General features: G+C 51.3%; 32 protein-coding genes and 1 other annotated feature. Of the genes, 20 read left to right on the forward strand and 12 right to left on the reverse strand.

Translation table 11 applies throughout. The features are described 5' to 3' along the window. Positions 1-134: 134 nt before the first annotated feature. From BBI15_RS01485 to BBI15_RS01500, 4 genes are all read left to right on the forward strand, one after another. Positions 135-1,064 (forward strand): phosphotransferase family protein, encoded by a 930-nt coding sequence (locus BBI15_RS01485; RefSeq protein WP_068871595.1) that lies wholly within the window; start codon positions 135-137, stop codon positions 1,062-1,064. A 76-nt stretch (positions 1,065-1,140) separates the two neighbouring features. Then, positions 1,141-1,692: a TraR/DksA C4-type zinc finger protein gene (locus tag BBI15_RS01490; RefSeq protein ID WP_068871597.1), complete on the forward strand. Its 552-nt coding sequence runs from the start codon at positions 1,141-1,143 to the stop codon at positions 1,690-1,692. A gap of 61 nt (positions 1,693-1,753) precedes the next feature. After that, the gene (locus BBI15_RS01495) at positions 1,754-2,119 is read left to right on the forward strand and encodes a nuclear transport factor 2 family protein (RefSeq protein ID WP_068871599.1); all 366 of its coding nucleotides are present in this window, start codon (positions 1,754-1,756) and stop codon (positions 2,117-2,119) included. A gap of 41 nt (positions 2,120-2,160) precedes the next feature. Further along, on the forward strand, positions 2,161-2,562 hold the full coding sequence (locus BBI15_RS01500) for a thiol-disulfide oxidoreductase DCC family protein (protein WP_068871601.1): 402 nt from the start codon (positions 2,161-2,163) through the stop codon (positions 2,560-2,562). Between the two features lie 347 nt (positions 2,563-2,909). Here BBI15_RS01500 and BBI15_RS01505 read toward each other — a convergent pair whose 3' ends face one another. After that, entirely contained in the window at positions 2,910-4,103 is a 1,194-nt protein-coding gene (locus BBI15_RS01505; protein ID WP_068871603.1) for a hypothetical protein, read from the reverse strand. Between the two features lie 184 nt (positions 4,104-4,287). Between BBI15_RS01505 and BBI15_RS01510 the strand changes: the two genes are divergently transcribed. Beyond that, on the forward strand, positions 4,288-5,139 hold the full coding sequence (locus BBI15_RS01510) for an STAS domain-containing protein (RefSeq protein ID WP_068871605.1): 852 nt from the start codon (positions 4,288-4,290) through the stop codon (positions 5,137-5,139). Positions 5,140-5,221: 82 nt separating this feature from the next. Here BBI15_RS01510 and BBI15_RS01515 read toward each other — a convergent pair whose 3' ends face one another. After that, positions 5,222-5,722 (reverse strand): metallophosphoesterase family protein, encoded by a 501-nt coding sequence (locus tag BBI15_RS01515; RefSeq protein WP_068871607.1) that lies wholly within the window; start codon positions 5,720-5,722, stop codon positions 5,222-5,224. A 125-nt stretch (positions 5,723-5,847) separates the two neighbouring features. Here BBI15_RS01515 and BBI15_RS01520 point away from each other — a divergent pair, with 125 nt between their 5' ends. The 3 genes from BBI15_RS01520 to BBI15_RS01530 all read left to right on the forward strand — a co-directional run bounded on the left by BBI15_RS01520 (position 5,848) and on the right by BBI15_RS01530 (position 7,570). After that, a complete protein-coding gene (locus BBI15_RS01520; RefSeq protein ID WP_237150897.1) occupies positions 5,848-6,123 on the forward strand; it encodes a hypothetical protein in 276 nt (91 codons plus the stop codon). 53 nt (positions 6,124-6,176) lie between these two features. Beyond that, the gene (locus tag BBI15_RS01525; RefSeq protein ID WP_068871609.1) at positions 6,177-6,710 is read left to right on the forward strand and encodes a dihydrofolate reductase family protein; all 534 of its coding nucleotides are present in this window, start codon (positions 6,177-6,179) and stop codon (positions 6,708-6,710) included. Positions 6,711-6,946: 236 nt separating this feature from the next. Then, a complete protein-coding gene (locus BBI15_RS01530; RefSeq protein ID WP_068871611.1) occupies positions 6,947-7,570 on the forward strand; it encodes a cell wall hydrolase in 624 nt (207 codons plus the stop codon). Between the two features lie 37 nt (positions 7,571-7,607). Here the strand turns inward: BBI15_RS01530 and BBI15_RS01535 are convergent, their stop codons facing one another. The 3 genes from BBI15_RS01535 to BBI15_RS01545 are packed head-to-tail and all read right to left on the reverse strand — an operon-like array spanning position 7,608 to position 10,573. Beyond that, complete coding sequence (locus tag BBI15_RS01535) at positions 7,608-8,417, reverse strand: carbohydrate ABC transporter permease (RefSeq protein WP_068871613.1); 810 nt, start codon at positions 8,415-8,417, stop codon at positions 7,608-7,610. Positions 8,418-8,433: 16 nt separating this feature from the next. Next, positions 8,434-9,309, reverse strand: a complete 876-nt coding sequence (locus BBI15_RS01540; RefSeq protein WP_068871614.1) for a carbohydrate ABC transporter permease — start codon at positions 9,307-9,309, stop codon at positions 8,434-8,436. A gap of 7 nt (positions 9,310-9,316) precedes the next feature. Continuing rightward, positions 9,317-10,573 (reverse strand): ABC transporter substrate-binding protein, encoded by a 1,257-nt coding sequence (locus BBI15_RS01545; protein ID WP_068871617.1) that lies wholly within the window; start codon positions 10,571-10,573, stop codon positions 9,317-9,319. Positions 10,574-10,763: 190 nt separating this feature from the next. Continuing rightward, positions 10,764-10,965 (forward strand) — a binding site (T-box leader). A gap of 78 nt (positions 10,966-11,043) precedes the next feature. On the opposite strand from BBI15_RS01545, the gene trpE reads away from it, so the two are divergent. Both trpE and BBI15_RS01555 read left to right on the forward strand, forming a co-directional pair. After that, complete coding sequence (gene trpE, locus BBI15_RS01550) at positions 11,044-12,396, forward strand: anthranilate synthase component I (protein WP_068871619.1); 1,353 nt, start codon at positions 11,044-11,046, stop codon at positions 12,394-12,396. Beyond that, the gene (locus BBI15_RS01555) at positions 12,393-13,007 is read left to right on the forward strand and encodes an anthranilate synthase component II (protein ID WP_068871621.1); all 615 of its coding nucleotides are present in this window, start codon (positions 12,393-12,395) and stop codon (positions 13,005-13,007) included. The genes trpE and BBI15_RS01555 overlap by 4 nt, the downstream gene beginning before the upstream one ends. A gap of 45 nt (positions 13,008-13,052) precedes the next feature. On the opposite strand, the gene BBI15_RS01560 is transcribed toward BBI15_RS01555, so the two are convergent. The 3 genes from BBI15_RS01560 to BBI15_RS01570 form a co-directional block, all read right to left on the reverse strand. Beyond that, positions 13,053-13,907 (reverse strand): dimethylarginine dimethylaminohydrolase family protein, encoded by an 855-nt coding sequence (locus BBI15_RS01560; RefSeq protein WP_068871623.1) that lies wholly within the window; start codon positions 13,905-13,907, stop codon positions 13,053-13,055. Between the two features lie 154 nt (positions 13,908-14,061). After that, positions 14,062-14,439, reverse strand: a complete 378-nt coding sequence (locus tag BBI15_RS01565) for a nucleotide excision repair endonuclease (protein WP_068871625.1) — start codon at positions 14,437-14,439, stop codon at positions 14,062-14,064. Between the two features lie 70 nt (positions 14,440-14,509). Next, complete coding sequence (locus BBI15_RS01570; protein WP_068871627.1) at positions 14,510-15,157, reverse strand: SDR family oxidoreductase; 648 nt, start codon at positions 15,155-15,157, stop codon at positions 14,510-14,512. Between the two features lie 127 nt (positions 15,158-15,284). Between BBI15_RS01570 and BBI15_RS01575 the strand changes: the two genes are divergently transcribed. Beyond that, positions 15,285-15,572, forward strand: coding sequence for a DUF6509 family protein (locus BBI15_RS01575; protein ID WP_335645696.1), 288 nt, complete (start codon positions 15,285-15,287; stop codon positions 15,570-15,572). A 57-nt stretch (positions 15,573-15,629) separates the two neighbouring features. On the opposite strand, the gene BBI15_RS01580 is transcribed toward BBI15_RS01575, so the two are convergent. Further along, positions 15,630-16,373, reverse strand: a complete 744-nt coding sequence (locus tag BBI15_RS01580) for a SurA N-terminal domain-containing protein (protein ID WP_068871631.1) — start codon at positions 16,371-16,373, stop codon at positions 15,630-15,632. Between the two features lie 229 nt (positions 16,374-16,602). Between BBI15_RS01580 and hisC the strand changes: the two genes are divergently transcribed. The 7 genes from hisC to BBI15_RS01615 all read left to right on the forward strand — a co-directional run bounded on the left by hisC (position 16,603) and on the right by BBI15_RS01615 (position 21,467). Further along, the gene (gene hisC / locus BBI15_RS01585; protein WP_068871633.1) at positions 16,603-17,706 is read left to right on the forward strand and encodes a histidinol-phosphate transaminase; all 1,104 of its coding nucleotides are present in this window, start codon (positions 16,603-16,605) and stop codon (positions 17,704-17,706) included. 141 nt (positions 17,707-17,847) lie between these two features. After that, positions 17,848-18,756, forward strand: coding sequence for an NAD(P)/FAD-dependent oxidoreductase (locus tag BBI15_RS01590; RefSeq protein WP_068871635.1), 909 nt, complete (start codon positions 17,848-17,850; stop codon positions 18,754-18,756). A gap of 70 nt (positions 18,757-18,826) precedes the next feature. Then, positions 18,827-19,126: a hypothetical protein gene (locus tag BBI15_RS01595; protein WP_068871637.1), complete on the forward strand. Its 300-nt coding sequence runs from the start codon at positions 18,827-18,829 to the stop codon at positions 19,124-19,126. Positions 19,127-19,188: 62 nt separating this feature from the next. Next, positions 19,189-19,371, forward strand: coding sequence for a hypothetical protein (locus BBI15_RS01600; protein WP_068871639.1), 183 nt, complete (start codon positions 19,189-19,191; stop codon positions 19,369-19,371). After that, on the forward strand, positions 19,361-19,732 hold the full coding sequence (locus tag BBI15_RS01605) for a nuclear transport factor 2 family protein (protein ID WP_084632697.1): 372 nt from the start codon (positions 19,361-19,363) through the stop codon (positions 19,730-19,732). The genes BBI15_RS01600 and BBI15_RS01605 overlap by 11 nt, the downstream gene beginning before the upstream one ends. A 257-nt stretch (positions 19,733-19,989) precedes the next feature. Next, complete coding sequence (locus BBI15_RS01610) at positions 19,990-20,721, forward strand: ABC transporter ATP-binding protein (RefSeq protein WP_068871641.1); 732 nt, start codon at positions 19,990-19,992, stop codon at positions 20,719-20,721. Next, positions 20,718-21,467, forward strand: coding sequence for an ABC transporter permease (locus BBI15_RS01615; RefSeq protein ID WP_068871643.1), 750 nt, complete (start codon positions 20,718-20,720; stop codon positions 21,465-21,467). The genes BBI15_RS01610 and BBI15_RS01615 overlap by 4 nt, the downstream gene beginning before the upstream one ends. A gap of 31 nt (positions 21,468-21,498) precedes the next feature. Here the strand turns inward: BBI15_RS01615 and BBI15_RS01620 are convergent, their stop codons facing one another. Beyond that, complete coding sequence (locus tag BBI15_RS01620) at positions 21,499-22,569, reverse strand: saccharopine dehydrogenase family protein (protein ID WP_084632700.1); 1,071 nt, start codon at positions 22,567-22,569, stop codon at positions 21,499-21,501. 177 nt (positions 22,570-22,746) lie between these two features. Between BBI15_RS01620 and BBI15_RS01625 the strand changes: the two genes are divergently transcribed. Then, positions 22,747-23,736, forward strand: coding sequence for a S8 family peptidase (locus tag BBI15_RS01625; protein WP_068871647.1), 990 nt, complete (start codon positions 22,747-22,749; stop codon positions 23,734-23,736). A 59-nt stretch (positions 23,737-23,795) separates the two neighbouring features. Here the strand turns inward: BBI15_RS01625 and BBI15_RS01630 are convergent, their stop codons facing one another. Beyond that, on the reverse strand, positions 23,796-23,993 hold the full coding sequence (locus tag BBI15_RS01630) for a hypothetical protein (RefSeq protein WP_068871649.1): 198 nt from the start codon (positions 23,991-23,993) through the stop codon (positions 23,796-23,798). A gap of 252 nt (positions 23,994-24,245) precedes the next feature. Here BBI15_RS01630 and coaW point away from each other — a divergent pair, with 252 nt between their 5' ends. Further along, positions 24,246-25,049 (forward strand): type II pantothenate kinase, encoded by an 804-nt coding sequence (gene coaW / locus BBI15_RS01635; RefSeq protein ID WP_068871651.1) that lies wholly within the window; start codon positions 24,246-24,248, stop codon positions 25,047-25,049. A 34-nt stretch (positions 25,050-25,083) separates the two neighbouring features. Here the strand turns inward: coaW and BBI15_RS01640 are convergent, their stop codons facing one another. Further along, complete coding sequence (locus BBI15_RS01640; RefSeq protein WP_068871653.1) at positions 25,084-25,641, reverse strand: nitroreductase family protein; 558 nt, start codon at positions 25,639-25,641, stop codon at positions 25,084-25,086. Positions 25,642-25,805 lie beyond the last annotated feature (164 nt).

Raw genomic sequence — 25,805 nt, forward strand, 5'->3', positions numbered from 1 at the left:
GTAGGAAAACCATACCCTTCTGGCGCCGCGATAAACGCTTCCCGAATTTCGGGTGGGCGCATAGCAAAAAGCTGGAGTAGGCGTTTTTTCATGGTACACTAAAAGCAAAAGATAGGCTGAAAGGAGCGGCAAGAATGACTAATGGATTCGGCGGCTTATCCCGCCAGGCACTCGACTGGGTCGAGGCGAAATGGCAAGGAGCTGCATTGGTAGAAGCTGTCCCCTTGGAAGGTGGGACTTCTTCACTGCTTTATGAAATTCGGGCGAACAAGGACGGAGAGCAACAGAGCGTGGTGCTGCGGCTTCACCATAAAGGGGAGTGGCTCGACCAGGAACCGGATTTGGCGAGGCATGAAGCGATGAGCCTGGAGCTTGCCGGAAAAGCGGGCATTTCCGCACCGCGCGTTCTGGCGTTTGATGAAAATGGCGAGGCGTGCGGTATGCCCGCCGTATTGATGACGAAAGTTCCTGGGGCGGTCATTTTCCCGCCTGCCTACGATGCGGGGTGGCTTGATGGGCTGGCGCAAACCTTAGTGGAGATCCACCGCCACAAAGCGGAAGGGTTTCCTTACGAATATTTTGCCTATAACGATGCACGGCGCCTCGAGCGTCCGAAGTGGTCACGCGTGGAAGGCGACTGGATGCGCGCGTTCTACATCGTAGCCGCTGGAGGGCCGCCCGTCGAATACAGTTTGATCCACCGCGATTATCACCCGGGAAATATTCTCTGGGAATCCGGGCAGGTGAGCGGGGTTGTCGATTGGGTCAATGCGTGCCGCGGGCCTGCGGGTGTCGATGTCGGGCATTGCCGTGTCAATCTGGCCCAGCTTTACGGCACACGGGTGGCCAACGAATTTTTGGCGGCTTATGAACGCTGTGCCGGCGAGTCATTCACCTATGACCCGTATTGGGACCTGTTGTCGTTGATCGATATATTGGACGGAAGCCCAGCCGTTTACCCGGGATGGAAGGCGTTCGGTTTGTCCGGGCTGTCCGATGAATTGGTCCGTTACCGCTTGGATGAGTATTTGATGAGCTTGATGGACCGCTTCGATGATTTCTGAGCTGCAGCCTGAGGTTTGATTTCTCCGATAAAGGCAATATATATAGCACAAGCGAGTATTTGGAGGAGGAGTCAACATGACGGACGAACAGCTGAAAAACTTGAAGCAGGAACTCGAAGCGCAATTGAAGTCGCTCGAGGAACGAATGGAGCATACAGAGGAGTTCGAAACAAGCGAACTATCCAATTATGATAATCACCCAGGCGATAACGCGACTGACCTATACGACCAGGAACGGGGCATGGCGCTCGAGCAATTTAAGGAAGAAGAGCATGAAGATGTGCTCGCGGCGCTAAAAGCCATTGAAGATGGAACTTATGGGACATGCGCAGTATGCGGAAAAGACATTCCCTATGAGCGGCTGGAAGCGATACCGACTGCGTTGACGTGCATCGACCATGCCGACCATAGCCTGGACATGGAAAGCCGGCCTTCGGAAGAAGATGTCATCGGCTCATCGACGGACCGCCCGGCGAGAACGGAAGACGGCAGAATCCGCGATTACGGGAACAGCTTCGAGGATGTCGAGAATTTCGGGTCATCGGATGGCCCTCAAGACCAACCCGGTGAAGACCAGGAAGATTTCTACAAAGACGATGAAGCAGAAGAAGACGAGCAATTTAAATGATCCGGTCCCGGCAATTGTCGGGGCTTTTTTTCTTCGACAAAACGACAGGGGGGGAATGTGAATGGAGAGCTTACATGAACAGTTTCTGGCATTGGAGAACAGCCATTTGGCACCGGCTGCCAGAGAGTCGAACTTTCGGATGGCGGAAATACTAGATGATGAGTTTTGGGAGTTCGGAAGTTCCGGCGGGATTTGCCGGCGTTCCGATTTCGATTCAGGCTATGCCTTGCAGGAAGACGACTTCCGTATTTCCCGCTTTGAAGCAAAAGAGCTCGGCCCTGAAGCGGTGCTGACGATGTACACATTGGAGAACCGGACAACAGGGGCATGGAGCCATCGCAGTTCGGTATGGAAAAAGCGCAGCGACGGCTGGAAATTATTCTTTCATCAGGGGACGAAGACAGATGGTTTCAAGAAATGGGAATAGGGAAAATGAAAGGCAGGCATTAGTTTAAAGGAGGATCATTTATGGAGCATGCGATTGTTTTATTTGACGGAGATTGCAACTTTTGCGATTCCAGTGTGCAATTCATCATCAATCATGACCCGGCCGGTTATTTCCAATTCGCGTCCCTGCAAAGCGAGATCGGGCAGGAACTTTCGAAAAAGCACAATGTCCCGGATGACGTCGACAGCCTGGTATTGATTGAAGATGGCGAAGCGTACGTGAAATCGGAAGGCGCACTCAAGATTTCACATCATTTGACTGGCCTATGGAAACTGGCGTATCATCTCCAGCCATTCCCGCGCGCCTTACGTGACGGGGCATATGACCTCATCGCAAAAAACCGCTATAAAGTATTCGGCAAGCTCGACAGCTGCATGCTGCCGCCTCCGCATATCCGCAAGCGATTTTTGGACCAGTATTAAGGACGGAAAAGGGCAGTTCCAGAAAACCTGGAACTGCCCTTTTCCAGACTGTCGAGAAAGTTAAAAAGTCGTATTTTCCGAAGCTTATCGCTCGCTTTCCATGGGGCGGGAATCGAGCCTCCTCACCCGCTATCGCGGTCTGCGGGGTCTCTCAAACCCGCTAGTCCCATAGGAGTCGAGCAAACGCTTCTCCAAATACTTGAATAAGTCATTAATTTTTGAATGTCGAAAAGATCGTCAGCTTTCAATTTAATATCTGTCTATCAGAGTTCTTCAACAAGCTGAAAAGGGCAGTTCCAGAAAACCTGGAACTGCCCTTTCGTATGGAAATATCGTTTGATGAGCCATTAAAGGAAATTGGAAAAGCGCCAATAATGGGCAGCGATCGGATCGGCCATCCAGGCCAGCCCTTCGCTTTCGGTCTGGTGAAGCGGTTGCCAGCTCCCGTGATCCCCGAGCTTCAGGTAAATTTCATGATTCGGCGATTGATCATGGACGCCGATGAAATCATACACGCCGTTCCGGTAAAATGTCGCGGATACTTCATAGTCGATGTTCGGTGATGTCGTCAGCGGATTCCCGACGCTGTGGGTGAGCAGGATCTCGGTTTTTTGGGGTGTTTCTTCCGATATCCTTGCGTCGACGCCTTCGCTCGAGGCGACATCCGCCTTGCGGAATTTCCGCCGCCAATTATAGGCGATACTGGTGCCGATGTCTTTATCGAAGTCGAATGTGCCCTGCTGTTTGCTTAGGTCGATGATGCAATTGGTGAGGGAGCGGTAATGTTTGGATTCCGGGTCGAATGTCCGGTCGTCCCCTTGAAAATAGGGGTTCGGGGAGGCCAGGTTAGGGTTTTTTAACACATCGTCCGGCAAAAAGGTCAGGTAGCGCAGATGCCATTTCAGTTCAGGCGCCTTGCCCTGCTTCTCCCCCAGCAATTGATTGAGCGGCGCGATCTTTTTCGACAGCCAGAACTTCTCCACCGCCGCCTGTTCCGGTGATGAAGCCACATTCAAGGCCCCGAATATATTGGCTGCGAGTGATTTGATTTTGCGCAATGGGCTTTCGGTCCGTTCGACGGGGCGTCTCGCGCGTATCCAATAAGTTACTTCGCGGTCTTGCGGCACCTCCCGGTCGGTGAATTGGGTCTTGCGGGTGGTTGCGACTTGCTTTCCGTCGCGGTAGATGTCATATTCACCGATGCCATCGAGCGCTCCCCAAGCGAGTGAGACCCGCTTGTGAGAGACGATAGTCGATAGGACGATCTGTTCGAGTTGGTTGATGCAATCGGGGTCGCGTTTTTCAGTGCCGGTCAACAACTTCACGGCCGGCATCCAATTGCCTTGTTCCGATTGGCGTTCAATGGTGTAACAAAACAATTCGCCGGGGCTCAGGCCTTCGTCCCGGAAAGATGCCTGCGTTCCTGTATAGACGATGACTCCGTCTTTTTTTATTTGGGAAATTTCATCTGTCGGGGTCCACGTGAAATAAATCATGCGATCGGTCTGTTCCAGTAATTCGATGTCCCATTCCTTGCCCATTGATGAGCCTCCTTTCACTTGTGATAAGGTATACCCGATATTTGGAAAGAATGAACATATTAAAAAAACTTATTTTGTTACACAATTTAAACATTTCAGATAATAAAGAGCGTTATAATGTAGATAGATAAAAGAACTGGCGGAATTTCCGGATGAAAATATGTTGGGAAGGGGAGATGGGTGGATGGTGAGGAGGAATCTGGAAAAGATAAGGGATTTCAATGATTTCGATGAAGCGGCTTCGTATATTCTCCAAATTCTCAGCAAGCAAGCAGGGATGAACAGCTTTTATATTTCCAAGCAAGAGGGCGGCGTCCAGAAAATCATCAAGGTACATAACACGAAACAGCATCTGATCGAAGAGGGCGAGGCACCGCCCTTGCCGTGTACACTGTCGGCGTTGAGCGTCGAGCATGGGGCGGAGACCTTGATCATCGAACGGATCGGGGAACACGAATTGACTCGTTCTTTAGGGATGACGGATGGGTTCGAAGCAGGGTGTTTTATCGGCGTTCCGATTTTTTATGAAGACGGCACACCCTATGGCACTGTCTGCGGGCTTGACGATGGCCCGTGCGAGCTGCCGGCGGATTTGCCATTCATCTTTGAAACGCTCGCGACTTTATTGACCTATGTCCTGGAGCTGGAACGGGCATACGGGGAAATTGAATCGCTGGCAGCGCCGATGGTTCCGATTGTCGGGAAAGTGGCGATTTTGCCGATCATCGGCGAAGTGAGGGCTGAAAGGGCCAGAGCGATCATCGATCATGTGATGCATGACTGTGCGGAAAAAGGCATCGAGGTGCTGGTGATCGATGTCTCGGGCGTCTCGCAGATCAACTCGGAGGTGGGCGAGTATTTATTGAAGCTTGTGAAGGTCTTGGGGGTGATCGGCGTACAGCCGGTCGTGACGGGCATCCAGCCTTATATGGCGCTGAAAGTCCCCCATTTTGCAGAAGCCTTGAAAGGGACGATGATTGAAGCGAATCTCGAGACAGCGCTCAAGCGGCTCGGTTTCAGCTTCCAAAAACATTGAAGCAAGCCGGTGGTCCAATGCCCTTCCATTGGCCGCTTATCGAAAAGGGCCATTTCCTTTGCGTCAGGAAATGGCCCTTCTGTTAATCTTCCTTATCGAAAAAGACATGCTTGAGTTGCCAAGTATCGTCAATTTCAAGCAGCCCGAATGAATATTGCGGTTCGCGGCGTTTATCGGTAGGCGAACCGGGATTGAACAATGTCAGCCCATCCGTTTCACGCATGAGAGGCTGATGGGAATGGCCGAAAACGATGATATCGACATCTTCCCCTGAAAAACTTTCGAGCGCGCGCTGTTCGGTCGTTTTTCGTATGCCGTCTCCATGGACGACGCCGATTTTCAAATCGCCGAATGTGAAAATTTTCTTCCGTCCGAAACGATCGACGATGTCCCAAGGATCGACATTGCCTGCCACGCCGTCCGTTTCAGCGTAAGCCGACAATTCATGGTAGACATCGAGTATCTGCCAATCGCCGGCGTGGATGATGAAATCGGCTCCATCACAAGCCTCGACCAGTGGCTGAGGGAGTTTTTTCGCCCGGTTCGGGATATGCGTGTCAGATACGATGACTATTTTTTTCATCAAATCGCCTCCAGGATCGTTTAGTTCCACTTTACCAAACTCTGGTCCAGACGTCTAAATATGCAAAGGTTAAGGCCGGTGAAAAAGGGGAAGACAAGTACAAAGAACAAAATGGAGGGATCAGTATGGGCATCGATATGAAAAAGTTCGTTGCATCAGGCGCAGCACTTGGCGCAGGATTGATTTTATTGAAGGCTTATAATGATAAGAAGCGCAAGGTTTGGATATATGAAGACAGCGATATGCGCAATAGCTACGAGATCGACCATGAGGAAAGCGTCAATGCCCCTTACGACCATGCAGAGGAAGGCTTGACCCAATTGGATTCTGCCTATCGTGCTGAATGGCAGGCAAATGCGTTTCCGCAAACGAAAAAGCAATTGGAAGAGCTGGAATCCTAAGAGGAACAGTTCAGCGAGCAGCAGCAATGAGCGGCTGAAGGAGGCAGTTTTCGATGGGTGAACGGAAAGTTGTTTGTTATATTGCGCAAAGTTTGGACGGGTATATTGCCGATAAAGAGGAGACTTTGGATTGGCTATTGGACGTGGAAATGGAGGGAGATGCCGGATATGGGGAATTCATCGACACGGTCGATACGGTCCTGCTCGGCAGGCGCACCTATGAATGGGTGATCGCCCATGAAGGCGGGAAGTTCCCTTATGCCGACCAGCGCTCCTATGTATTCACCAGCCGCCCGAAAGAAGATGAAGGCCAGATTGCATTCACTTCGGAAGATCCGGCGAGTGTCGTGAAAAAACTGAAGCAGCAACCCGGCGGAACCATCTGGCCGGTGGGCGGAAGCTTGCTGCTGGAAAGTCTCCTGCAGGAAGATCTGATCGATGAATTCATCATCTCGATCGCTCCAGTAACGCTTGGGGATGGCATCCCGCTTTTCCAGAAAGCGCAGCGCCGTCTAGACTTCACATTGGAAAGCGTTGGGCAGGATGGCCAAATCGCGCAAGTGCATTATGTGAGACAACGAAATTGACTCCGGGTGGATCTACGGAAAGGCGGGCTATAGGCTCGCCTTTTTTTGAGTTCCGCGGCAATCGGACCGGGATTTATAGGCCTAAAGAATACAGAAGCAATAGAAAGGCCTAGGGAGTTGATAGAAAAATTAGAAAACAAAGTAACTCCGTCATGTTGTTTTTAGTATTTACCAAAGATATACTTTAAAAAGGAATCAATTGTCGATTCTTGTCAAATAGGAAAAGGAGAGGAAGCATGAAAACAATTAAAGTGCTCTTATTCAGTTTAGCAACGATTTTCTTTCTAACATTTTCACATTCAGCGGTTTCCGCTCATGCGCCTGATCTGCACGAAGGCGTTTCCGGCAGCGAAGTGACAGAACTTCAAACCAAACTTCAAAAACTTGGCTATTTCCACGTAGCCCCGACCGGTTATTACGGCTCGATCACGAAAGACGCGGTCGTCCAATTCCAACGCGATTTTGGCGTCAAAGCGACCGGTTTTACAGGGCCATTGACGCGCGAAAAGATGAAGCAAGTCGATATGATGGCCCGTACCGTACACGGTGAAGCCCGTGGCGAGCTATTCGAAGGAAAAGTCGCGGTCGCGGCGGTCATCATGAACCGCGTACAATCCCGCGCTTTCCCGAGCAGTACATATGGCGTCATTTTCCAGCGCAACGCTTTTACGGCAGTGAATGATGGGCAATATTGGCTGACGCCGAACGCTTCGGCTTACCGTGCTGTACGGGAAGCGGCAAGAGGATGGGATCCATCTTCCGGCGCGACATACTATTACAATCCGGTCACGGCAACTGACCAGTGGATCTTCACCCGTTCGACCATCAAGAAAATCGGCAAGCATGTCTTTGCCAAATAATGAGAAAAGCCTCCGGAAAAATTCCGGAGGCTTTTTGTTATCCTTTGACCGCGCCGGCCGTGATGCCTGCGACGAAGTAGCGCTGCAGGAAAACGTAGGCAATGACCATGGGCGCTGAGGCGATGATGACGCCGGTGAACAGCATCGGATAATTGGTGGAATATTGCCCTTGGAACTCGAGCAGCGCGAGCGGCAAGGTTTTATAGGCATTGTCCGTGATGAACAGGAGCGGGTACAGAAGGTCGTTCCAGTGCATGACGAACAGGAAAATCGCTGTTGCCGAGAGAGAAGGCAAGGATAATGGAATCGCCACTTTCGTGAACATTTTCCAGTTGCCTGCCCCGTCGATCGTCGACGCTTCAAACAATTCCTTCGGTAAAGTTTTCATGAAACCGGTGAGGATGAAGACGGCAATCGGCAAAGTCGAGGAGATGTTGACGAGAATCAACCCGACAAGGCTGTTGGTCAGCCCCAAATCCAGCATGAGTGAATACAGCGGAACCATGATGACTTGCGCCGGTACCATCATGCCGAGGGTGAACAAGGCGAACAGTACATTGCCGATCCAATTATTCATGCGCGTGATGCCGAATGCCACCATCGCGGCGAGCAGCAGCGTAAATGAAACCGAGAACAAGGTGACGATGGTGCTGTTGAGAAAATAGCCGGCCATCGTTTGTTCCTGGAAAATGGCGACATAATTATCGAATTTAAAGCCACCGTCCGGCAAGCCGAGCGGATCGCGGAAGGTTTCCTGAAGTGTTTTGACGGACGTCAACAGGACGACCACCAACGGGATCAGGATCAGCAGCGCATAGATGAGCAGTGAGAATTTCCTGAACAGCAAAGTTGCCGCCCCCTTTCTAGTAAGATACGCGGTCTGAGCGCAAAGCCTTGAACTGCAGGTAGGTGATCAATGCGATGATGACCATGAAAATGATGGAAATCGCGGAAGCGTAACCGAATTGATAACTCTTGAACGCGACATCGTAAATATAGGTCGCGATGATTTCAGTGGAATTATTCGGCCCGCCGCCGGTCATCGCGAACACCAAATCGAAGGCTTTGAACGACTGGATCGTCGTATAGGCGACAACGATGGTGGCGGAAGGCGCAAGAAGCGGCCAAGTGACGCTTTTGAACGTCTGCCACTTGCTGGCGCCTTCGATTTTCGCCACTTCGTACAAATCCTCTGGAATGGCTTGGAGCCCGGCGACAAAGATGATCAACATCTGGCCGGCATGGAACCACACTTGGGTGATGGCAAGCGAATAGATGGCGATATTGGCATTGCCGAGCCAATTCTGTGCCAGGAAGTCCAATCCGAGCAAGCCGAGGAGTTGATTCAGGATGCCCATCGAGGGGTCGTAGATGAACGCCCAGATGAACGCGACCGATACCGACGAAAGAATGGTCGGGAAAAAGTATAGTGCCCGCAGGAATACGTTCGTCTTCGTATTCTTGATGACGATCAGCGCGAAAGCGAGCGCAACGAGCGTCTGGAACACGACAACGGTCAGCATGAACTTCAAGTTATTGCCGATCGTTTTCTGGAAAATCGAATCCCCGGTGAAGGCGCGGGTGTAATTGTCGATGCCGACGAACTGGAATGCGGCGCTTAAGCCGTCCCAGTCGGTAAAGGAATAGAACAGGGCACTGATGGTCGGGTACAGAAAGAACAAGCTGTAAAGGGCAAGCCCCGGAAGAAAGAACAGGTAGATGGATTTGGAGATTCTCATGGACCTGTTATTCCCTGTTTTCCTCTACGATTTGCTGGGCCGCTTCAGCCGCCGCCATTGGATCTTCGCCCCCAAGAACGTTTTCAATTGAGCTGAGGACCGCATCTTCAATTTGGGCGTTGGTGATCAAAAAGCGCGGCTGGAAGCGCGTCTTGCGCTCGTCGATCCAATACGAAGTGTTCTGCAAGGCTTCGGACTCGTATTCGACGCCGTTGACCGTCAAATGCTGCCCGGTTTCATTGGCGTATTTGGAAGCCACTTCCGGCTGGCTCAAATAGTCGATGAACGCTTTTGCCTGGTCTTTCTTATCGGAATTGCTGTTGACGGCAAGCATGAACGTGGCCGTATTGATGCCTTCATAAGTGGCTTCGCTTTCTTCCACAGTAATCGGCGCCAGCAAATCAAGTTCGAGGTCCGGGTTCAAGTCGAGCAGGGAATTCATGTGGTAAGAACCGGTCGCAAGCATGGCCGCTTCCTCATTCGCTACCATCGCCATGGCGGAATCCTGGTTGGTGCCAAGTGCATCGTCCTGGATATAGCCTTTATCGGCAAGGAGTTTAAAGTCTTCGAGCGTCTTGACCCACCATTCATTCGTCAAGGACTCTTCGCCGTTCTGGAGTTTTTCGAAAACGTCTTCATCCGGCGCATTGTTCATCATCATGCTGTTCATGAATTGGTTCGGCCCGATATCAGCGCCCGGGAAAGCGATCGGCGTGATGTCGTTTTCGAGCAAGGTATCGGCCATTTCCTGGAATTCCGTCCAGCTTTTCGGCACTTCGAGGCCGAGTTCATCGAACATGCCTTTGTTGTAGACCGGCATATTGAATACCAATTGATACGGCAAAGCATATTGGGTGCCGTCTTTCTGGCCGACAGAGATCAGGTTTTCGTCAAAATTCGAGACGAATTCCTCTCCGCCCAAATCTTCAAAAAAGCCGGCGCTTTGGATGGATTCGAATTGCGCGCCGGGGAAGGAAGTGAAGACATCGCCTGTCGAACCTTCCTGCAGCATGCGCTGTGCCGTCGCCTGGTATTGGTCGGACGGGTAGATGTTCTGTTCTACGCGGATGTCAGGATTCTCTTCTTCGAAATCGGCAATGATTTCATCGAGTACATCTTTGTCTTCCCCGCGCCAATGCATGAAGCTGATCTGCGTCGCATCGCCGCTTTCAGAAGAAGAATCGCCGCCGCTTTCACCTGCGCAAGCGCCAAGGATGAGGCCGATTCCTACCGTTCCGGTCGCAAGCCAAAGTCTGTTTTTCATGTTCCGATACCCCCTTCAATTTTAGAAACATTCTTCTACTATTATTTATAACGTAAATCTCCTTGAAAATACAGAATTATCTAAATTGGCTTCTTCCTTTCAGTTGACAGGAGGCCGTGAATTCCATAAGATGGTCACAAGCTTTTAATTGCGCGGCAACCTTATAGGGCTGCGGAAACAAAGCGCCACATTTAAATCGTTGATTAAGAAAAGTAGCGCATGGATAGCTTCTGACAGAGAGCCGGGACCGCTGGAAACCGGTGTGGCACATGCGTGAATGGACTTATGAGTGGCCATCTGAAAAGAAGGCCCGTCTGCCCCGCGTTATAGGGGTTCAAGTGGAAGCTGAGAGCTTCAAGATGAGGTGGCACCGCGGTCGATCCGTCCTCTGTACGAAATGATCTTATTTCGTGCAGGGGGCTTTTTGTATTGAACCGGCGGCGCACAGAAGAAAGAGGAGTTGAGCCGAGATGAGAAGAGATGTGCAGATCAAGAAAGTAGAAGGAGATAGCTTGACGCCGATCATGGTGTTTAACCGGTTGCAAGGGCCATACAAATGCCTGCTGGAGAGCTCGTTGAAAACGAGCGCGAGCGGCCGCTATTCGTTTATCGCGGCAGATCCGTCAAAAGCGTTCATCGGATTGAAAGATCAATTGGAAGTGATTGATTACCGGAGCGGCGAGCGGACAGTGGAAGCAGGTCGCCCGCTCGAACGGATCAAGGAATTGATGCCGACAGACGACCGGGATATCGATGGCTTGCCGTTTACCGGCGGGGCGATCGGCTATATCGGCTATGATGCCATTGCGGCGTATGAGCCGGTCGAGAGCGCCCGTAAAGACAGCCTGGATATGCCGGACATCCACCTGCAGCTATACGAAACGATCGTCGTGTTCGACCACGTCCGCCATGATGTGACGGTGATCTCGTTTGAAGGGCGTGCAGGTGAAATCGTGATACAGCTTGAGCAGGCAATGGAACAAGAACCAGCCGACCGCCCGGAGACATTAAGTTTCCATTCCCAAACGACGGCTGAACGGTTCCGCGAACAAGTGAAACTCGCCAAGGAGGAAATCCGCAAAGGGGAAGTGTTCCAATTGGTCTTGTCGCAACGTTTATCTGCGGATTATCAAGGCGATGCTTTCACGTTATATCGAAAACTCCGCAAGCAAAATCCGTCGCCCTATCAGTTTTACATCGACTTCGGCGACTACGCCGTCGTCGGGGCGTCGCCTGAAAGCTTATTGACGATCCGCGGCGGGGAGATGGTCACCAATCCGATTGCCGGCACGAGAAAGCGCGGCAAGACGGAAGCGGAAGACTTGGCGCTTGAGAAGGAATTGCTGGGGGATGAAAAAGAGCGCGCGGAGCATCAAATGCTTGTCGACCTGAGCCGCAATGACGTCGGCCGCGTCGCGAAAGTCGGCACGGTCGCCATCCCGAAATACATGGTCATCGAAAAATACCAGCACGTCATGCACATCGTCTCGGAAGTGACCGGTGAATTGGAAGGTGCGATGCATCCGCTAGATGCACTCGTCTCCTGCCTGCCGGCTGGCACGGTATCCGGTGCCCCGAAAGTGCGCGCCTTGCAGCTCATCCAGCAATTTGAGGAAGAGCGGCGCGGCGTCTACGGCGGCGCTGTCGGTTACCTCGGCTTCAACGGCAACCTCGATGTGGCGCTTGCCATCCGGACATTCGTGGTCAAAGATGGCGCTGTCCACGTCCAAGCGGGAGCGGGCATCGTCTTCGATTCCGAGCCGCAAGCCGAATACGAGGAAACGCTCCATAAAGCGCGTTCGTTGATGGAGGTGTTCGGATGATTCTCTTGATCGATCATTATGATTCATTTACCTATAATATCTATCAAGCGGTCGCAGGTCTCGGGGAAAAGGTGGAAGTCGTGCGCTATGGCCAATTGAGCCTGGAGGAAATTCGGGCGAAAAATCCCGGGTCGATCATCTTGTCCCCAGGCCCAGGCCATCCAAGAGATGTGCCCGAGTCGCTCGAATTGATCCGTGCGCTCCACCGCGATGTGCCGATCCTTGGCATCTGCCTCGGCCAGCAATTGCTCGGGGAAGCATTCGGGGGGAACGTCACGGAAGCACCGGTCATCCGCCACGGAAAAGTATCTGAAATGTCCCATTCCGGCACGGATTTGTTCTCGGGAATGAAAGCGCGCGTGCCGGTCATGCGCTACCATTCCTTGGCCATCGAAAAAGCTTCCATGCCGGAGTGCTTTGATGTGCAGGCGGAAGCGCTGGATGATGGCACCGTCATGGCGATCAAGCATAAAGAGTATCCGGTCTATGGGCTGCAATTCCATCCGGAATCGATCGGCACGCCGGAAGGCACCGATATGATGGCGAGATTTGTGGAACTTGCGCGTGAACGCCGCCTGCATACGCAGCAAGCCGATCGTGAATACAGATGAGGACATAATAAAAGCTGCCCGCTGATGGGGGCAGCTTTTTCTGTTTCATCCTCTGGCGACAGGCATCGTGCAGCAGCGGAAAGCGCCGCCGGATTTGATGATTTCCGAGAAGTCGGTTTCTATGACGCGGAATCCGTGTTCGCGAAGCTGTTTATTGACCTTGGCGTTTTGCGGCTGGCTGAAGACGCGGCGGCCGCCGATCGACAGCACATTCGTACCGAGCTTGAATTGTTCGTCAGCTTCAACGGGGATGAGCGTGTAGCGGTCGCTCAGCATTTCGATTGCCGTTTGTTCCAATGCTTCCGGGAAGATGAGCGCTTCGGTCGGCGATAAAATATTGAAGACGCAATCGAGATGCAGGTATTTCTCGTTGAGGTGGATAGGGACCACATGGAAATCCGGCATGTGGCGCTGCAATTCCTCAATCGCTTCTTTGGAAGTGCGGCTGCTGATGCCGACGAACACCGTCTCCTGGTCGACCAGGACGTCGCCGCCTTCGATGCGGTGTCCAGGCAGATGCTTGAAGCGGACGCCGTTTTCAGCGAGCCAATTCTGTAGAACCTGTTCTTCGCCTTGCCGGACTTTCGCGGCCATTTCACTGACGAAGACGGTGTCGCCGATCGTGAATCCGATGTCGCGTGTGAACACTTGTTCAGGGTAGTCTTCGGAGGCTTCCAGGAAGGCCGTATCGACGCCTTCCGTAGCGAGTGCCTTGACAAAGGCGCCATGCTGGCGCAACGCTTCCGTTACGTCGATGTTCTCTTCTTGATATCGTTTCTGCACATCATTGATGACATCCTTGATTTCCATAAAGCGCGGTGGGCATAGGAGCACATGGCGCAATGTTTCGTATTCGCTGCGGCAATCGGCCGCTGGGACGGGCTTGGCGTGTGTGGACATAATGAGTTCCTCCAAAGAGCATGATTTTACAGTACTATTCCTTTTTCAGAGTCTCATAAAACCTGGAAAAACCTTTATTTGGATTTGATTGAATGCAGCTTGGGGGGGAATGAGATAGAAAAAACGGGCGCTCTCTCGGGAGCGCCCGTTTGTCTCAGTCGCGGAAAAATACTTTATCCACGTTATATTTCGCTTTTCCTGTATTGATCAGGTAAGTCTCATAAATTTCGCGTTCCATCGGGTCTTCCACGATGGAAACCGCAATGCGATGGACTTCATCGCGATGGTTTTTCAATGGCGAGACATTGTCTTCGAAATGCTTTTTCACACGCTGACGCAGTTTGCGGGCCTTGCCGACAAACAATAGCTCGCCGCTGTGGTTGAAGAACTGGATGATGCCGCCTTTGTCGCGCGGGATTTCATGCAAATCGATAAACCCGTATAGCGGTTTGATGACTGCTTCATCGCCTTTGATTTCTTGTTTGCGCTGAGTGATGGTGATGTCAGCTTTCGGTGCTTGAATATTAATCATGTTATCACGTCCTCTATTATCGTAACGCTAGTCTACCATAGAAATGCCATGAACGCCATCCGCCCAGAGCTTACAGGCGGTCGAGTTCCTGTGCGATTTCAGCTTCACCCTGCAGGATCTCGAAGACTTTTCCGTAGGTGTTTTTACGGTCGACCACTTCAGCAAGCGTGCGAGCTACGTCTGCACGCGGAATCGAACGGTCTTCAAAGGAAGTGAAGCCTTCTGAAGAAGCTTCGATATGGCCAGTTTTGTCTTCATTCGATAAGGGGCCGGGGCGGACAATCGTATAATCGAGGCCGCTCTGTTTAAGAAGGTCGTCCGCTGTGCGCTTCGCCACCAAGTAGGGCTTCATTTCCTCGCCGCCGGCATCCGGGTCATCCGATCCGACCGAGCCGAGCTGGACGAACCGTTTGACGCCTTTTTGCTTCGCGTAATCCGCTGCCTTGACAGAGCCCCATAGATCGATGGTCAAAGTCTTGTCCGCGCCTGTTTTCGGGCCAGAGCCTGCCGCGAAAATAACTGCGTCCACATCGTCGAATGCATGGCTGAAGTCTTTTTCCAAATCGCCAAGGACGATTTTCTTCGCCCCGCGTTTTTCCATTTCCGCGCGTTGCTCTTCCTTGCGGATCATCGCTACCGCATCATGGCCTTTTTCTGTAAGTTCTTCTACAATATTGCGGCCCACTTGGCCGTTTGCTCCGATAACCAATACGTTCATCGAAATCCACTCCTAATTTTTATGTCTGCTTGATGTTTTCCCGTATCTGTTATGCTTAAACGCCCAAGCATTAGGTGGCGCTATTCAAATGGGGGGAGGAAAGTTAAAATAGAGCAATGGAGGTGCAATGATGGAAATCATTAATTACGAAGTGGAAAAATTGCAAGACCCGACTGGCATCCTGGCAGGCGAACGCTATGAGTATATAATGGCGGTTAAAGTGGACGAAGAAGACGAACTGTACCGACCGGGCGGACTCGACCTGCGCGTGATCCTGGCGGTGGAAGACGGCAATGTGCGCATCGCCGATTATCATTTTATCGAAAGCAACAGCGAGAAGCCGCTCGATTTTGCATTGGATGAAGAAGAAGAACAAGAGGTTTTGGCGTTTTGCAAAGAGCGCCTAGCTGAATAGATAACGGCTATAAGACCGAAAAACCCCTACCGATTGCGGTAGGGGTTTTTAAAAAAATTAAAGTTTTACTTCGATTTCAGCTGCTTCACGCAATTCCTCGACGCGCGCGAAAGTAGCTTCCTGGTCTTTTTGCTCTTGCAGTGACTGGCGGATGGTCGGTTCCATTTCTTCAAAAGCCGGGGCTTCTTCTTCCGAGCTTTCGGCGAATTGGTCATAAGCTGCCTGGACTTCTTCATCCGTCACTTCAGGTGAATCGATTTCTTCTTCCATATAGCTTTCGTAGACGAGCTGTTCGCGCAATTGCTCTTCCATTTCTTCCATGGTGAAGCCTGTTTCAGCAAGGGCCTCGTTCATGGCGTCTTCGTCCTCGAAGTTGGCTTTCAATTCTTCCATGCGTTCTTCAACGACGGCGTCATCCGCTTCGTGGCCTTTTTCCTTGGCATCCTGCAAGAGAACGGCGTTGCCGATGACGACGGACATCGCTTCATCTTGGATCAATTGAAGGTTCTCTTCAGTCGAAGGGTCCTGTCCTTGTGAAGCGAGTGTCGATTCGAATTGGCGGGCGACGCTGTTATATACTTTGCCTTGGATTTCTTCACCGTTGACGACTGCTACGACCGCGTCTTCTTCAGGAAGTTCGAGCGCCGATTCTGCAGGTGCTGCTTCTTCAGTTCCTTCGGCTTGCTCAGTCTCTGGAGACGTTGCTTCTTCGTTTGCGGTGGGTTCTTCATTATCAGAACACGCGCCGAGCACTAAGGCGAGGGCGAATGGGGCAAAAATGAATGTCATTTTTTTAATCATGTGAAAACTCCTCTTTCGTCAGTCTCGTTAAAGTAAACCACATTTAGGTGAGGGTTTCAAATTGTAGGCCGTGCCCCTTTCGGGAAACGGATTTTTCTGTAATAATAGAGACTATTATTTTGCTTTAACTAAGGTGGATATGCAGGGAATCCTCCTTTAATGGTATCATTATCGATGGTAGTACATATTCATTCAATCATATTAAAAATAGATGACGGAGGCGTACATAATGGCGAATTTGGAGAATATCAAAGCACGCAAGACCTTGGATCAAATCCAGCCTTACTCACCAGGCAAGCCGATTTGGGAAGTACAGGAAGAACTGGGCCTGGAGCGCGTCATTAAACTGGCGTCCAATGAAAATCCGCTCGGCCCGTCGAAGAAGGCTGTTGCGGCCATCGAACAAGGCGTACTCGGCTTGAACCGTTACCCGGACGCTGATGCAAGTGACTTGAAGATGGCGATTGCCAAAGAGCATGGCGTCGAAAAAAACCAAGTCATCCCGACGAACGGCGCGGACGAATTGATCACGCTCATTTCGGAAGCATTCCTGGAACAGGGCGATGAAATTGTCGTGCCGGACCCATCATTCAGCGAATACGATTTCGGCGCGCACATCATGGGCGCAAAAGTCGTGAAAGTGCCGTTTGCACAGGACTTCGCCTTCGACGTTGACGCCATGATCGCGGCAGTGACCGATAAGACGAAAATCATCTACATCTGCTCCCCGAACAACCCGACTGGCACCTATATGAAAAAACAGGATGTCCAAAAATTATTGGACGCTGTCGGAGATACGTTGGTGGTCTTTGATGCTGCGTATAGCCATTATGCGGATGCGGAAGATTACACGGATGGTAGCGAGTTCATCCGCCAGGGCTACCCGTTGTTGACCTTGAAGACTTTCTCGAAAATCTACGGCATCGCCGGGGTACGCGTCGGTTTCGGCATTGCGGCGGATTCGATCATTACATCGATCCTGAAAGTGAAAGAGCCGTTCAACGTCAATACGCTCGCGCAGCTCGCAGCGACAGCGGCTGTGACAGATCATGAACACGTAACGCAGTCGCGCAAAGCGAATAGCGAAGGGCGCGAGTACCTCTATAGAGCTTTCGAGGAACTGGGCCTTCCGTATACGAAAAGCATGGCCAACTTCGTCTTGGTCAAACTGGGCGAGAACGGCGAGACGCTTTATCAGGACCTGATGAAAAAAGGCGTCATCGTCCGGTATGGCAAAGGCTGGGGCCTTCCCGAATACGTGAGGGTCTCCGTCGGCACTGAGGAAGAAAACGAATTCTTCGTCCAGGCCTTGCGTGAATTGATCCAAAAATAAAGCAGGCGGGACGAACCCCGCATTGAAGAACCGATGGCCCAGAAGATCCCGGGCCATCGGTTTTTTCATGGTCAGCCCTGTTTAGCACAGGCGCGAAGGGGGAAGAGGGGAGAAAATCGGAACTAGAAAAGGATGAACGCTATGCTATACGAGTGTGCCATAATCGGCGGGGGCCCTGCAGGCTTGAATGCCGCACTGGTCCTTGGCCGGTCCAGAAGGAATGCCGTATTGTTCGATGATGACAACGGCCGCAATCTGGTGACCCGTGAAGCCCATGGGTTCATTACAAGGGACGGCATTTGCCCGGAAGAATTCAAACAGCTCGGGCATGAGGAAATCCGCAAATACGGAAGCATCAAGACAGAAAACGAGCGCGTTATCAACATCGACAGGATTTCTGAAACGCATTATGAATTGACGACCGAAAGCGGAAAGGTTTTCCATAGCATCAAGATCATCATCGCGGCCGGATTAAAAGAAGAGCTGCCGAATGTGCCGGATATCGAAAAATTTTACGGGACGTCGCTGTTCAGTTGCCCGTATTGCGATGGTTGGGAAATGCGCGATCAGCCGCTCGCGGTCATCGCCGATAAAAAAGTATTCACGCTAGCGAAGGAAGTGTATACGTGGAGCCGGGACTTGGCGGTCTTCACGAACGGGGAAGGACGCCTGGAAGAAGAGCAAAAGCAGAAGCTGCTCGCCAAAGGCATCAAAGTTTATGAAGATGTAATTTCCGGTTTGGAAGGCGAAGACGGGAAGCTGAAAAGCGTAAGGCTGGAAGATGGGACCTTGATCGACCGCAGTGCCGGGTTCGTTACGCCTTTGTGGAGCCATGCGACCAATTTCGCCAAGGAGCTCGGGTGCAAGCAAACCGAACATGGCGGAATCTTGACGGATGATTACGGGCGCACGAATGTGTGGAACGTCTACGCGGCAGGGGATGCTTCGCTGATTGTCCCATCACAGCTCGTCATTGCAGCGGGCGAAGGCAGTGCTGCAGCCATCGGGGTATGCGGGGACTTGATAAACGAATACTTCGACGAGATGTAGGCTGCGTATCAGTTGCAGAGACGCGCGTGCGTGCAGTAGACTTTAGGAAAACAGCCGGGAGGCGAACCGAATGGATCCGAAAAGTTTGCTGTCTTCCATTACATATGTGGACACGGAACGCTCGATCGTAGCCGGCCAGATGAAAATCATCCATACCGAATACGAAATCCACTTGTACGAAGATAAATTGACTGCTTCGACAAATGAATTCAATTTGACGCATGTTTGGGATATTTCCTATAAGACCTTTTCCGATGATGCCAACCTATTGTACCTGCATACGCATCGCGGTGTCTTGACTTATAAAGTGCCAAGAGACCCTGACCCGTTCGTCAAGACTTTCAAAAAACTGAAAAACGCTAATTACTGAGAAGCCGGAATTTTTCCGGCTTCTTTTTTTTCGAGTAAAATGGAAGAAAAGGGGGAATGGATATGGGAAATGAATACGCAGTCGGGTGGGGAACGCTTGCGCTGATCAATGCCGGAATCGCCCAAGGCAAGAACCGGAGCGGACTTATGTGGTTCCTGGCATCGCTTCTGTTAGGCCCCATCGCGACATTGGTACTGGTGATACTCGAAAAATTACCGGAAGAAGGGAGCGGGGATGATGATTGAACCGATCAAGCTCGCGGAACGCTTTACCGATTATGTCAATGCCCAGGATGTTGACGGGGTACTTTCCGTCACGGACCATAATGTCGAATTGATCAGTCCCGGAAAATCCGCTGCAGGCCATGAAACCCTTGCTGAATGGGTAAAGGAATCAGGCATGCAATTGGAGACAGTCAACAAATACGCCAAAGGCAATCGGGTCATTTTCGAACAGCTCGCCAAAAAACGGGGGCAGTCCGGGGAATCCCATATCTTCAATTATTTTGAGATGGACGACAAGAAAATCCACCGCATCGGGCGCTTTGATGAACTGGATGAAGCATTCGGGGAAAGTGGATTGAGCGAGAGCGATCAAGTGGAGTGAGTGGCACAACTCCTGTTACCTGAGAAGCATAGCCACGCCTTTCCGCAAATTCTAACCGGAATATGCGGAAGGGCGTTATTTAATGTCTTAATGATAACAATTATCGTTTAAAAATAGGTTAAAAACGAATCAATTGATATTTATTCTCAATTATAAATACTTATTCTCAATTACTTGGTCCGACCGTAAAGTTGTGCTATGATACCTACATTAGAATAATTATAAATAAGAAACTTGAGAATTCAGGAGGTGTGGGCATGAGCACCCAGTACAAACCGGCGATCCACTTTCAGCACGTGGACTACCGCATTGGAGACATCGAAATCTTAAAGAATATTACCGGTTCATTTCCACAAGGCCGCATCACGACTTTGGTAGGTCCTTCCGGCGCCGGGAAATCGACTTTGCTTAAACTTTGTAATGGCCTGATCTCCCCGGAAAACGGGGAGATTTTCGTAAAAGGCAAGGCGATCAGTGAATACGATCCGGTGGAATTGCGCCGGATGGTCGGGATGGCGTTGCAGAGCGCCCCGATGATCAGCGGCACTGTTTACGAAAACCTGAATCTGCCCTTGGAATTGCAAGGGCAGCAATTGGCGAAAGAAGAGGCGCTTGAACTGCTCGAAGATGTCGGCTTGAAAGGCGATTTGCTCGACCGCAAAGTGAAAGAGCTGTCAGGCGGGCAGCGACAGAAAGTCTCTATCGCGAGAACGCTCGTCAACAAGCCGGAGATTCTTTTGATGGACGAGATCACTTCTTCGCTCGACCGTGCTTCCAAGCTTGAGGTCGAAGAGTTGATCAGCAAGATCAACCGGAAATACAACACGACGATCATTTGGATCACCCATAATCTCCAGCAGGCGCTCGACATCGGTGATTACACCTGGGTCATGATGGACGGCCAAGTGGTGGAAACCGGCGAGAGTTCGCTGCTTGAAGATCCGCAGAATGACCGCGTCAATGAATTTGTGAAAGGGGTGGTGTCATGAGTTATTGGGCTTTATCGCTGACACTCATTTTCGTCCTCATCCCGCTGTTATTGTCGAAAATATTGAATTTGGGGCTCGGCCGCGATATGACGGTTGCAACCATCCGGTCGATCATCCAGCTGCTCGCTGTCGGGTACGTCCTGAAATTCGTCTTCGACTCGGAAAGCTTGGTTTACATCTTCCTGATGGTTGCGCTGATGATCGTTGCGGCCACCCACAATGCGCAAAAAAAAGGCGCTGCCATCCAAGGTATCACCTGGAAGATTGCCGTCACGCTAATATTTGTGGAAGTGTTGACCCAAGGGATTTTGATCGGTTTCAATATCACGCCGGCCACGGCACAATACATCATCCCGATCAGCGGCATGGTCATCGGGAACTCGATGGTGCTGTCGATCCTGTTCCTGAACCGTTTCACGGCGGAAGTCGAAGACCACCAGGACCAGACGGAACTGATCTTGTCGCTTGGCGGGACGCCGAAGCAGGCCATTCATCGCCAGTTGATCAATTCGATCAAAGCGAGCATGATCCCGACCATCGAAAGCCAGAAGACGGTCGGGCTCGTCCAGCTGCCCGGCATGATGAGCGGGCAGATCATCGCCGGGGCAGACCCGATCCAGGCGGTGCAATTCCAATTGCTCATCATGTTCCTGTTATTGACGACAGCCGCTGTAACGAGCGTATTCCTCGGATACTTGTCTTATCCGACCTTGTTCAATAAACGCATGCAATTATTAAAAGGCTGACGCTATGTCAGCCTTTATGTTTTGCACAGATCTAGTTGGCGGTTCCTGGATAAAAGCTGTCGATTTCAAAACGTCCTGAGCCAGGCAAGCTTTCGAGCAAATCCGGGCCGAACAATGCGGCGGGGGTCCAGCTGCCGCCTGGGTAGCCGCCTGACAATAAGCGTTGTGTCACTTCAAGGGCGCCGTAGACGGTCAGGTCATAGACGTTCGCGGTATCGATCCGGCACGTCTTGACGACGCCGTCCGCGTTTTTGGCTTGTCCCCAAATATAAGCAGCGCTTCCGGCGCGTTCTTCCTCGTCCGGGCCTTTGACGCGTCGCTCGATCCATTTCATCAAGGGCCGCTTCACTTTTCCGGAAGACAGCAAGGGGCTCGCCACATTCATAAACCGTGCCGCCTTGACAGCGGCTTTCGGTGTCGGGATCCACGCCGTGATATTGGGGATTCCGGTCGTGTAATAAGCGGTCGCCACATCACCCCAAGGAATCGCCATGGCGGATTTCGGGCCGCGCCCGAAATCGATCATCCGCTGATGCTTGCCGATCGCCACAGCAGCCAGCTGTCCGTCTTTACGGATCATATTGCCTCCGCCGAGCCCTTCGACCATCGTCTTCATCGTGCCGGGCGAGATGCCGGAATCCGAATCGAAACCAAGGGCGAGCTCGATGGCATCGGGCAAAGCTTGTTTCAGCTTCAAAGCAGTGCAGTCAGTCGGGATGACGTCAAAGCCCACTCCGGAACATAAGACGATATTTTTCTTTTCCGCTTCTTCATGTAAAGAATGGGTATATTCGAAAACGCCGATTTCCCCAGTGATGTCGAGATAATGGGCGCCGGCTTCCAGACAGGCGTGGATCATCGGCTTGCTGGTCTTCTCGAAAGGCCCCGCACAATGCAAGACGAGATCGATCCCCTCCAAATGGGCAGCTGTTCGATTATTCAATTCGAAAATGCGGAATTCCAAGCCGAGCTGTTCGGCGAGCGGCTGCACTTTTTCCTTGTTGCGCCCAGCTAACACCGGCCGCAATCCGCGTTCGGCTGCTTCTTGCACGATCAATTTTCCTGTATAGCCTGTCGCTCCGTACAATAGCCATGTAGTCATTGGTTTTCGTCTCCTCATGATTTGGCATCTTTCTTGTGTTCTTCAATAAGCAGGAAATTCCTGTCTCTTTCTTGAAACTAATAAGAACAACTTTCCAAATAAAATACGAACAAATGTTTGATTTCAGCTGTAGCCGTCAGGTAGAATGAAGGAAACGATCTGAAGGAGGAATTCTCGATGAAAAATATTCATTTGATTCCATATCGCGTCGAACAAGTGACGGCCGCACCGCCGCGCATCCCCGAAGGCGTTCGGATGATCCAGGCTCCTGAAGCGTGGGAAAGTGCCGAACACGGAAAAGGCAATGTCGTGGCTGTACTGGATACAGGCTGCCAGACCGACCACCCGGATCTGGAGGCGCGGATAGTCGGCGGCCGGAACTTTACCCATGATGACGGCGGCGACCCTGAACGATTCGAGGACTACAACGGACACGGCACCCATGTCGCCGGGACCATCGCAGCCTCGCTGAGAGATGAGGAAGGCGTAGTTGGCGTAGCGCCGCTTGCTGATCTGCTCGTCGTCAAAGTGCTCGACAAAGAAGGCAGCGGCAGTTATGAAGGCATCATTGCCGGCATCCATTACGCCATCGATTGGCGCGGCCCGGAAGGGGAAAAGACGACGGTCATTTCGATGTCGCTCGGCGGCCCTGAAGATCATCCTGAATTGTATGAAGCCGTGAAACGGGCCGTTGATGCCGGGATACCGGTCATCTGTGCAGCCGGCAATGAAGGAGACGACGCGCATGATACCGATGAATTCGCTTATCCGGGAGCTTACGGAGAAGTCATTCAAATCGGCGCTGTCGATTTCGACCGGCGCATCGCCCCGTTCAGCAATACCAATAACGAAATCGATCTTGTAGCGCCAGGCATCAATATTTACTCGACCTACTTGGAGGGGAAATATGCCAGCTTGTCCGGCACTTCGATGGCAACGCCGCATGTGTCAGGAGCCTTGGCATTGATCCGCAACATTTCCGAGCGTGAGTTCGACCGCAAGCTGACAGAAGCGGAGTTATATGCGCAGCTTGTCCGGCGCACAATTCCTCTCGGCTATCCGAAAACCGCCGAAGGCAACGGGTTGCTTGCGCTCGACATCCTGAATAAATTCGAGCAATTGTTCAAGATCCTCAGCAATTCCTATGCCAATGGATTGGACCGATAGCTAGAATCATTCAAAAACCCCCAGACGCATGGTCCGGGGGTTTTCTTGCATTCAATCCATTATTGTTTATCCGTTTTCCGCTGCTCTTCGATCCACCACTCAATATGGTCTTCGTCGAACAGGATCATGTCGCCATAAGGCCGGGCATGCGGAATAGTTCGTTCTGACAGGAGCTGCTCAATCTGCTCTTCTGTCATGGGGCAACTTCGCTGCTCCAGATATTCGAGCAATTTCGGTATTCCCTGGATTTTCCCCATTTAATCACCTCCCACAAAACCTTCCTTGCAGAAGCAAAGAAAGTTCAGCCCGAGTTATTAAACAGGTTGCTGAAGATTCTATTCCCATATTTTCGATTGTTCAATCCTTAAAACGGAAAATCTTTTTAACGTGCAAAGCAGAACGGGGCAAACTCCTCCCGCTCGGTGCGCGAATATGTTAGAATTTCCCCATATGTTAAAAAACTATGCAAGGCAGTAAAAGTGCTGTTAAGAAGAGAAGGTGCAGAATAGATGAAAGTCGGAATAGATGCGGGCGGGACGCTGATCAAAGTGGCCTATACCGATGGGGGCCCGATTCATTTCGCCAAATATCCGATTGCTGAAATCGGTTTGGTAGCGGAATGGATCAACGGGCTTACGGCTAGTGAAATATGCGTGACAGGAGGCAAATCAGGTGTTCTTGCATCTTTGCTGGAAAAGTCCGTCCATGAAATGGTGGAATTCGAAGCGACCCATTTGGGTGTCCAAGTGCTCCTCGAACGCATGGGGCTCCAGGAAGAAGCCTATTTGGTCACCAATGTCGGGACGGGCACGTCGATCCATTGCGTACAGGACAATACACAGGAACGACTCGGCGGCACGGGCATCGGCGGCGGCACGCTTATCGGCCTTAGCCACTTATTGACGGGCATCACCAGTTTTGATGAGATCATCGAACATGCCAAGCGCGGATCGCGTGAACGCATCGATTTGAAAGTGAAGCATATCTATGAAGGCAAGGAACCACCCATTTCGGGTGAATTGACTGCCAGTAATTTCGGCCAAGACCTGTTTTCCATTTCGCATGAGTTGTCGAAAGAGGAACTGCTTGCGACTGTCATCGGCTTGGTCGGTGAAACAGTCAGCACGGTCAGTGTGCAAGCAGCAAGGCAATGCCGCAGCTCGACAATCGTCTATATCGGCTCGTCTTTCAGCGACAACGCGCTTTTGAGAGAAGTTGTCACAAGCTATACCATCCTGCGCGGCTCGACGCCCCTGTTTCCGGATAACGGCGAATATTCCGGCGCAGTCGGTGCTTTATCCGTGTTGAAATAAAAAAGAGCATCAGCGCTGATGCTCTTTTTCTTCGTTATTGATCGATGATCTCGAGTTTTTCACGGATATCGGTGCGTGCTTGTTTTTCCGGCACGTGGGCAGGGTAGCCCATCATCATGGTTGCGACGATTTTCTCGCCCGGTTCGACACCAATCGCATCACGGAAGACAGGATTATAAATCCAGTCGTTCGAGCGCCAGATCATGCCGATGCCGCGCTGCCAGGCAGCCAATTGGAAATTCTGCAGCATCGAACTGAGTGCCCCATAATCTTCGTCAAAGCGTCGCTGGCGTGGATCCACCGGCATGATCGCCACGAGATGGAGCGGGATATCCCGGAAATATTGGGCTTTGTTGAGCGCTTTTTGCGGGATCTCCCCGTCCGGCGTTTTCATCGAATCGAGGAATGCCTGGACGAACTTTTCCTTGCCGGCGCCTGCATAAAGCTGGAATCGCCAAGGTTCATTCACTTTATGGTTGGGCGCCCATTTGGCGATGTTCAATAATTCAATGATTTCTTCGACATCGACAGCGTCTGGCTTGAATTTTTTGATCGATCTTCTTTCCATGATCAATTGGTCAATCGGATTCATCAATTAGAACCTCTCCTATCCTTTAAATGCCTTCGGTTAAATCCTACCATGAATGGCGAAAATCGTGTTGAAAATGACATATAGTAAAGAGAGGGATTGGCTGGTCTCTTGGTATGATATAGGGAGAGCAACGGATTGATTAAAGTCATGCAAAACTATTTCCA

The organism is Planococcus plakortidis (assembly GCF_001687605.2).
GTDB lineage: Bacteria > Bacillota > Bacilli > Bacillales_A > Planococcaceae > Planococcus > Planococcus plakortidis.

Bases quoted from the DNA above. Each gene is read 5' to 3' on its own strand.
- coaW (WP_068871651.1), top strand. From the start codon at position 24,246: ATGAAAGTCGGAATAGATGCGGGCGGGACGCTGATCAAAGTGGCCTAT.
- BBI15_RS01510 (WP_068871605.1), top strand. From the start codon at position 4,288: ATGGTGAGGAGGAATCTGGAAAAGATAAGGGATTTCAATGATTTCGAT.
- BBI15_RS01490 (WP_068871597.1), top strand. From the start codon at position 1,141: ATGACGGACGAACAGCTGAAAAACTTGAAGCAGGAACTCGAAGCGCAA.
- BBI15_RS01505 (WP_068871603.1), bottom strand. From the start codon at position 4,103: ATGGGCAAGGAATGGGACATCGAATTACTGGAACAGACCGATCGCATG.
- BBI15_RS01625 (WP_068871647.1), top strand. From the start codon at position 22,747: ATGAAAAATATTCATTTGATTCCATATCGCGTCGAACAAGTGACGGCC.
- BBI15_RS01560 (WP_068871623.1), bottom strand. From the start codon at position 13,907: ATGTCCACACACGCCAAGCCCGTCCCAGCGGCCGATTGCCGCAGCGAA.
- BBI15_RS01590 (WP_068871635.1), top strand. From the start codon at position 17,848: ATGCTATACGAGTGTGCCATAATCGGCGGGGGCCCTGCAGGCTTGAAT.
- BBI15_RS01515 (WP_068871607.1), bottom strand. From the start codon at position 5,722: ATGAAAAAAATAGTCATCGTATCTGACACGCATATCCCGAACCGGGCG.
- BBI15_RS01640 (WP_068871653.1), bottom strand. From the start codon at position 25,641: ATGAATCCGATTGACCAATTGATCATGGAAAGAAGATCGATCAAAAAA.
- BBI15_RS01630 (WP_068871649.1), bottom strand. From the start codon at position 23,993: ATGGGGAAAATCCAGGGAATACCGAAATTGCTCGAATATCTGGAGCAG.
- BBI15_RS01495 (WP_068871599.1), top strand. From the start codon at position 1,754: ATGGAGAGCTTACATGAACAGTTTCTGGCATTGGAGAACAGCCATTTG.
- BBI15_RS01575 (WP_335645696.1), top strand. From the start codon at position 15,285: ATGATGGAAATCATTAATTACGAAGTGGAAAAATTGCAAGACCCGACT.
- BBI15_RS01620 (WP_084632700.1), bottom strand. From the start codon at position 22,569: ATGACTACATGGCTATTGTACGGAGCGACAGGCTATACAGGAAAATTG.
- BBI15_RS01600 (WP_068871639.1), top strand. From the start codon at position 19,189: ATGGGAAATGAATACGCAGTCGGGTGGGGAACGCTTGCGCTGATCAAT.
- BBI15_RS01615 (WP_068871643.1), top strand. From the start codon at position 20,718: ATGAGTTATTGGGCTTTATCGCTGACACTCATTTTCGTCCTCATCCCG.
- BBI15_RS01605 (WP_084632697.1), top strand. From the start codon at position 19,361: ATGATGATTGAACCGATCAAGCTCGCGGAACGCTTTACCGATTATGTC.
- hisC (WP_068871633.1), top strand. From the start codon at position 16,603: ATGGCGAATTTGGAGAATATCAAAGCACGCAAGACCTTGGATCAAATC.
- BBI15_RS01500 (WP_068871601.1), top strand. From the start codon at position 2,161: ATGGAGCATGCGATTGTTTTATTTGACGGAGATTGCAACTTTTGCGAT.
- BBI15_RS01565 (WP_068871625.1), bottom strand. From the start codon at position 14,439: ATGATTAATATTCAAGCACCGAAAGCTGACATCACCATCACTCAGCGC.
- BBI15_RS01520 (WP_237150897.1), top strand. From the start codon at position 5,848: ATGGGCATCGATATGAAAAAGTTCGTTGCATCAGGCGCAGCACTTGGC.
- BBI15_RS01545 (WP_068871617.1), bottom strand. From the start codon at position 10,573: ATGAAAAACAGACTTTGGCTTGCGACCGGAACGGTAGGAATCGGCCTC.
- BBI15_RS01580 (WP_068871631.1), bottom strand. From the start codon at position 16,373: ATGATTAAAAAAATGACATTCATTTTTGCCCCATTCGCCCTCGCCTTA.
- BBI15_RS01595 (WP_068871637.1), top strand. From the start codon at position 18,827: ATGGATCCGAAAAGTTTGCTGTCTTCCATTACATATGTGGACACGGAA.
- BBI15_RS01525 (WP_068871609.1), top strand. From the start codon at position 6,177: ATGGGTGAACGGAAAGTTGTTTGTTATATTGCGCAAAGTTTGGACGGG.
- trpE (WP_068871619.1), top strand. From the start codon at position 11,044: ATGAGAAGAGATGTGCAGATCAAGAAAGTAGAAGGAGATAGCTTGACG.
- BBI15_RS01555 (WP_068871621.1), top strand. From the start codon at position 12,393: ATGATTCTCTTGATCGATCATTATGATTCATTTACCTATAATATCTAT.
- BBI15_RS01610 (WP_068871641.1), top strand. From the start codon at position 19,990: ATGAGCACCCAGTACAAACCGGCGATCCACTTTCAGCACGTGGACTAC.
- BBI15_RS01570 (WP_068871627.1), bottom strand. From the start codon at position 15,157: ATGAACGTATTGGTTATCGGAGCAAACGGCCAAGTGGGCCGCAATATT.
- BBI15_RS01540 (WP_068871614.1), bottom strand. From the start codon at position 9,309: ATGAGAATCTCCAAATCCATCTACCTGTTCTTTCTTCCGGGGCTTGCC.
- BBI15_RS01485 (WP_068871595.1), top strand. From the start codon at position 135: ATGACTAATGGATTCGGCGGCTTATCCCGCCAGGCACTCGACTGGGTC.
- BBI15_RS01530 (WP_068871611.1), top strand. From the start codon at position 6,947: ATGAAAACAATTAAAGTGCTCTTATTCAGTTTAGCAACGATTTTCTTT.